This is a genomic window from Silvanigrella sp. (assembly GCF_044369315.1).
Lineage (GTDB): Bacteria > Bdellovibrionota_B > Oligoflexia > Silvanigrellales > Silvanigrellaceae > Silvanigrella.
The window spans coordinates 1-5,380 of sequence record NZ_JBIPMD010000214.1 but is presented as its reverse complement, the minus strand read 5'-3'; the positions used below and the strand labels follow the sequence as shown (position 1 = coordinate 5,380).

5 protein-coding genes are annotated in these 5,380 nt (G+C 26.4%); 4 read left to right on the top strand and 1 reads right to left on the bottom strand.

What is annotated here, in order from left to right:
• Nucleotides 1–155: 155 nt before the first annotated feature.
• The 4 genes from ACIQ56_RS13850 (at nucleotide 156) to ACIQ56_RS13835 (ending at nucleotide 4,521) form a co-directional block, all read left to right on the top strand.
• Nucleotides 156–770 (top strand): hypothetical protein, encoded by a 615-nt coding sequence (locus tag ACIQ56_RS13850; RefSeq protein WP_397601639.1) that lies wholly within the window; start codon nucleotides 156–158, stop codon nucleotides 768–770.
• 314 nt (nucleotides 771–1,084) lie between these two features.
• The gene (locus ACIQ56_RS13845; RefSeq protein WP_397601638.1) at nucleotides 1,085–1,465 is read left to right on the top strand and encodes a hypothetical protein; all 381 of its coding nucleotides are present in this window, start codon (nucleotides 1,085–1,087) and stop codon (nucleotides 1,463–1,465) included.
• A gap of 310 nt (nucleotides 1,466–1,775) precedes the next feature.
• The gene (locus ACIQ56_RS13840) at nucleotides 1,776–3,821 is read left to right on the top strand and encodes a hypothetical protein (RefSeq protein ID WP_397601637.1); all 2,046 of its coding nucleotides are present in this window, start codon (nucleotides 1,776–1,778) and stop codon (nucleotides 3,819–3,821) included.
• A gap of 91 nt (nucleotides 3,822–3,912) precedes the next feature.
• Entirely contained in the window at nucleotides 3,913–4,521 is a 609-nt protein-coding gene (locus ACIQ56_RS13835; RefSeq protein ID WP_397601636.1) for a biliverdin-producing heme oxygenase, read from the top strand.
• A 1-nt stretch (nucleotide 4,522) separates the two neighbouring features.
• Here ACIQ56_RS13835 and ACIQ56_RS13830 read toward each other — a convergent pair whose 3' ends face one another.
• Nucleotides 4,523–5,197, bottom strand: coding sequence for a hypothetical protein (locus tag ACIQ56_RS13830; RefSeq protein ID WP_397601635.1), 675 nt, complete (start codon nucleotides 5,195–5,197; stop codon nucleotides 4,523–4,525).
• Nucleotides 5,198–5,380 lie beyond the last annotated feature (183 nt).

Below are 5,380 nucleotides of genomic sequence, written 5' to 3'. Positions count from 1 at the left end.
CGCTTTTCATAATATCCTAAGCGCCTTCGTGGCTCTGCTAATTTATCCATTGACTCTCCTTTTCATGATGGAAAAGTGTCAACTTAAAATGGGGGTTAGGATCAAATTCTAGTTTTTTTAATATTTGTGGTGATGAAATTGTTACGAAACAAAAAGTGAAAGCACAACTCTTAATTACAGCAAAATTTATATTTTCTGATGCAAAAACAAAAAAAGATTTTGAAACCGCAATGGGAGTTTCTATCCCCAATCCATTTAGCATTGGGAATAAAAAAACCAGTAATGATACTCTTACAATTACTAATATTACCCCAAGCATTTCTTCTGTTGGAACTCAGACAGATCCCCCAAAAAGTGGAAGGAAATTAAACTCCGTAATCCTTTTTCTTAAAAATTCACTTTCCGAATTATTGAAAGTGGCTGAAGGTATGTCCCCAAGTATAAAAGTAAAATTAAATTTACTTAATCAAGAAACTTTAAAAAATATTTCAATTTCAATAAAAGCAATTCAATTAGGTGGAAGTTCAAATAAACTAAATGGTATTGTGAATACTTCGTGCAGATTGAGTGAACCTGGTACCTGTGATATTTTATTTAAAAATATTCAAAAATATGCAGCAAATGATTTTCCCGATCAATTAAATGAAACCATAGATTCGAGCGATGCCAATTCAAATAAAAAGTTTTATTTTGGGGATACAGAAACAGCATTATATAGAAATCTTCTTATTCTAGGTTCAGATAAAAAAATGTTAGCAATGATATTTTAAAATATTCAGATGGTGGTTTAAATTTTACTAATTTTAAATTAAAAGTTAGACAAGATATTAGGACTAGTTTTCAAAACTATTTAAGAGGAAAAGACATTCAAAATTCAAAAAATTTTAATATTCTTGCAAATGATGAACAAGCACTAGTTAAGAGCACAATAGAGCTATCAGAAAATAATTTATATGGTTTATCCCGTTTTATTACAAACTGTTTTAATAATATTAATGTTTGTCAAAATGACTATGAATTAAATAAAAAGATCTTCTTTAAAGATTATGATAAAAATTTTGACGAAATCCGGGCTTGGAGTTTATTGGCTTCTGTTCAGGCAAACTGGCAGCCAATCCGATACGTGCTTGGCGTGTTTAATTCAGATAGAATAACAGAAGATTTTTTTATGACTTCAAAATTTAGAGGCTATAATTCATTTTTTATAAAATATTTAGATAAAAATAGAAATAAAATAATAATTGAGAAATACGGTGGCATTCATCTTTCAACATCTTTTAGGTGTCATGACTGGTTAAGCGATGCTCTTGGAAAAGTGTGGTTGCATGAAGTAAATCCAAATATAGTAATTCCAATATCAGATTCCATTACTAATGCATGTGGTTCAAAAGCTACTTTTGCATCTACCCATAACAGTGATTTAGAAAAAATTGGACCATTCTTTCTTGAAATTTGGGCGCAATAATTGGTAGCTTATAAAATAAAGCAAAAACAATAAAAATCGAATAAAATTTACGAATGAATATTATTTTATATAAATTAACTATTAAAATATAAAATTTGAATATAAATTTTTAGGATATCTTTTGGAATAGAATATAAAAAGACAAATTAAATTTTTTTCTCTATTTTATTTATTTTATTTTATTTTATAATTTTTTAACATCATTATTATATTATTTTTATATTGAAAAATTTTTTATTTTAGTTTATTTAAAATTAAAAGGATTAAAAAAGTATGGTCGAATTTTTTTGACTCATAGGAGTATATTTGTATGAAGAAGTTAAGTTCTTGTATAATAATATCCACATTTTTTTTGGTTTCATGTGGTAAAGAAACTGAAGAAAATAAGAGTTATTTAACAGCAGAAAGAAAAAGTGCTAAAGATAAATTTAGTGAAATTATGAATGATTTTAATGAAAAAATCGATGAAAGAGTAGATTCTGTTGGTAAAGGTTTTAATAGTATAACAGGCTTGACGGCGGACAGATGTTTAGAAAATGAAAATTCAAAATTTATTTTTGAACCTAATTCTAGAGTTTCATATGAAGAAAATTTGAATTCGGATCAATTACAAAATAAATTAGGAATTGGTATAAATGCAACAATTCCCGTTCAAGCTTCAGGAGTGCCAATTACTCTTTCTCCCGAAATGCGTTACTCTATTGAATCATCTTCTTCAGGGTTATCCAGAACGGCAAACATGACTATTGAAATTATTAGAGGATATAATTCATTAAGTGCAAGTCAAAATAAATATTTTAAATTAAAAGAAGAGCAATATAAAAATTTAAAAGAAAATAAAGCTGAATTTTTTAATTCCTGTGGTGATGAAATTATAATAAAACAAAAAATTAAAGCTCAATTACTTATAACGGCAAAATTTAACTTCTCAGACTCAAAAACGAAATCAGAATTTGAAGCAGCCATGGGTGCTTCTATACCTGTTCCTTTTAATTTAGGAGGTAATCAAGCTCCAGCTTCAGTCCCTTCTCCAACGAATCCAACAACTCCTGTGTTACCTTCGTCTCCTTCAAATAATCCAAGTTTAAATGAGGCTGAATATGTGAATTCAAGAATTCGGATAGCAGAGACAAGTTCAAATACTTTTAATGAAGACCTTAGCGTTTCATCAAATCGAGCTTTGAATTCATTTGAAACAAATTCAAGAAGGATTGAAGTGGGTACAAAAAAGAATTTAAATGCAACAATTGATCTTTTAAAAGATCAACTGCTTTCTAGTAATGGAGATAACAAAGTAAATCCAGAAGCTGGAATGTCTCCACAAATTAAAGTCAAATTTAATAATTTATCTGAAGAAACAATCCGAAATATATCAATTTCAATTAAAGCGATTCAATTAGGTGGAGACCCTACAAAGCTACCAACTCTTTTATCTGCTACTTGTAAATTAAGTGACCCTGGAGCATGTGATAGTTTATTTTCAAGTATCCAAAAATATGCTGCCGTGGATTTTCCAGAACAATTAAAAGAGTTGCCCGAAGTTTCAGCAGAAAAAACAAACAATAAATATTATTTAGCTGATACTGAAAAATCTTTATATGGAAATTTTACAATATTAAGTCCAACGGGGCTCAATATTAGTAAAGATATTATAAAATACACGGATAAAAGCATTTTATTTTCAAATTTTAAATTACTCGTTCGGAAAGATTTAAGAAAAAATTTTCAAAATTATATTCGTTCCCAAGATATTGAAAATAGTAAATCATTTAAAAATCTTGCCACAGATGAAATTCAATTAGTTAAAAGCACTAAAGAAACTTCTGAAAATAATTTATATACTACCTACCGTTTTTTAAATTCATGTTTTAACGATATCAAATTATGCCAGCATGAATATATGGAAAGAAAAAAAGATTTTATTTTAGATCAAGATATCTTATTTGATGATATTAAGCCTTGGACTTTAATTTCATCTACTGATGCAAAATGGCAGCCTGTGCGGACATTCTTATTTTTTGGGATAAATACTTCAGATAGAATTAGCAGTGATTTTTTCTATGGCACTGATTTGCGAGGTTATACAACGTTTATGATTAAATACCTCGATAAAAATAAAAATAAAATTACTGCAAAAAATTATCCTGGAAAAGATTTAAGCATATCATTTCGCTGCGAAACTTGGTGGTTTGACATTGGTGGAAAAGCTTGGATGCGTGGTGTTCACCCAAATAATAATTATCCTATATCGGATCATTTAATAAATTTATGTGAAAAAAAGAAAATATCATCCGCTTCTCAAAATTCAGATTTGAAAGACTTAGATTCATTTCAGATAGAACTATGGGCAGAGTAGTTTTGTTTACAATTTGAATTTTTATTGATAATGATCCAATATGAAAATTTGTTTTTATAAAATATTTAAAACAAATAAGGGTATTTAAAAAATGGATCAAGAAATAAATAAATTAGATTTATCTGAAAAAACAAGTTTACTTTTAAAATTAGCAACTTCTCAACTACATGATGAAGTAGAAAAAGTAAATATCATGTCTAAAAATAAACCAACTCTAGATGACTATATTCATTATTTAAAAGTTCTTTTTAAAATAATAATACCTCTAGAAAAAAACCTTTTAAATTTTGATGATTGGAAAAAATATCATTTTAAATTTAACTTAAGTAAAAGAGTTCATCATCTCATGATGGATCTTCATAATTTAAATGTAAATAAGGATGAAATTATCTTCTCAAATAAACTACCTAAAATAGATTCATTTGAAAAAGCTCTTGGTATTTATTATGTTTTGGAAGGATCCAGCTTGGGTGGACAAATTCTATTTCAAAAAATGCTTTTAATTTATGGTGATAAATTAGATAATAAATTGAACTATTTATATGGTTTTGGAAAAGAAACCTTTAAAGATTGGAAAATTTTTATTGATAATATGAATGATTTTGGAAATATAAATTTTGAAAAAAAACTTGATATTATAAATTCTGCAATAGAAACTTTCCAATGCTTTATTTATGAGTTCAATTCAAGTATAAAATAAATTATATTAATAATTTATTTGTATTTAAAGTGCTTTTTTTGTTTTCAAAAGCTATATTTAAAGAAAGTCCATTTTTTTTATTCCAAACTCCTGTGCCATTTAATTGACTAATCAAAAAACGAATTAAGTCAAAATTAACACTAATTTTTGAATCCAAATCAATGAGATCAAATTCAAAATTAATATTATCTTTTAAAGTAAAGCAAATTTGGTGTTCTTTTTCTTGCCAATGAACTGAAATAATGTGATTTTTAATTGACCCAATAGAATGTTTTATAGAAATTAGGATAAATTCATGAAAAATAAGACTTACTGTTAATATTTGATTTAATTTAAGGGTAGTATTTTTTTCAGTTTCAAGGTTTATTTCAATATTTTCATAAAAATTTTCTTTAACTAAATTAACTATTTTTTCTGATAAATTTTCAAAGTAATATTTAGCATTAATAGAGGTAACTTTATTTTCATTTAATAAAAATTTATTTTTATCTAAATTAGATTGATTATTAATTTTTAAATTAAAAATTGTGTTTAAAATTGAGTAAGTATTTTTTATGCCTTGATGAATTTTTGAAAATAATAATTCATTTTGAAAAATTTGAAGACTTAATGATTTATTTAAATTTTTTAATTTTAAAAAATTATTTGATTGAATATTATGAAGTTTATTTTTCAAATAATGAGCTGTTTCATATTCGACTGTTAGCCATGGTTTGCATTTATTTAATACTTCCTTGATCCTCCCCTAAGAAAGTAGACACCCAGATCCGAAAAAAACTTATAGGAAAGAGGTGTTGAAATGGTGTTAACCAAAAGAAGGTATACAAGCGAATTCAAGCAAGGGGCGATTGAGCTTACA

What these genes read in the sequence shown, in the direction of transcription:
- ACIQ56_RS13840 (WP_397601637.1), top strand. Translation starts at nt 1,776, where the DNA reads ATGAAGAAGTTAAGTTCTTGTATAATAATATCCACATTTTTTTTGGTT.
- ACIQ56_RS13835 (WP_397601636.1), top strand. Translation starts at nt 3,913, where the DNA reads ATGGATCAAGAAATAAATAAATTAGATTTATCTGAAAAAACAAGTTTA.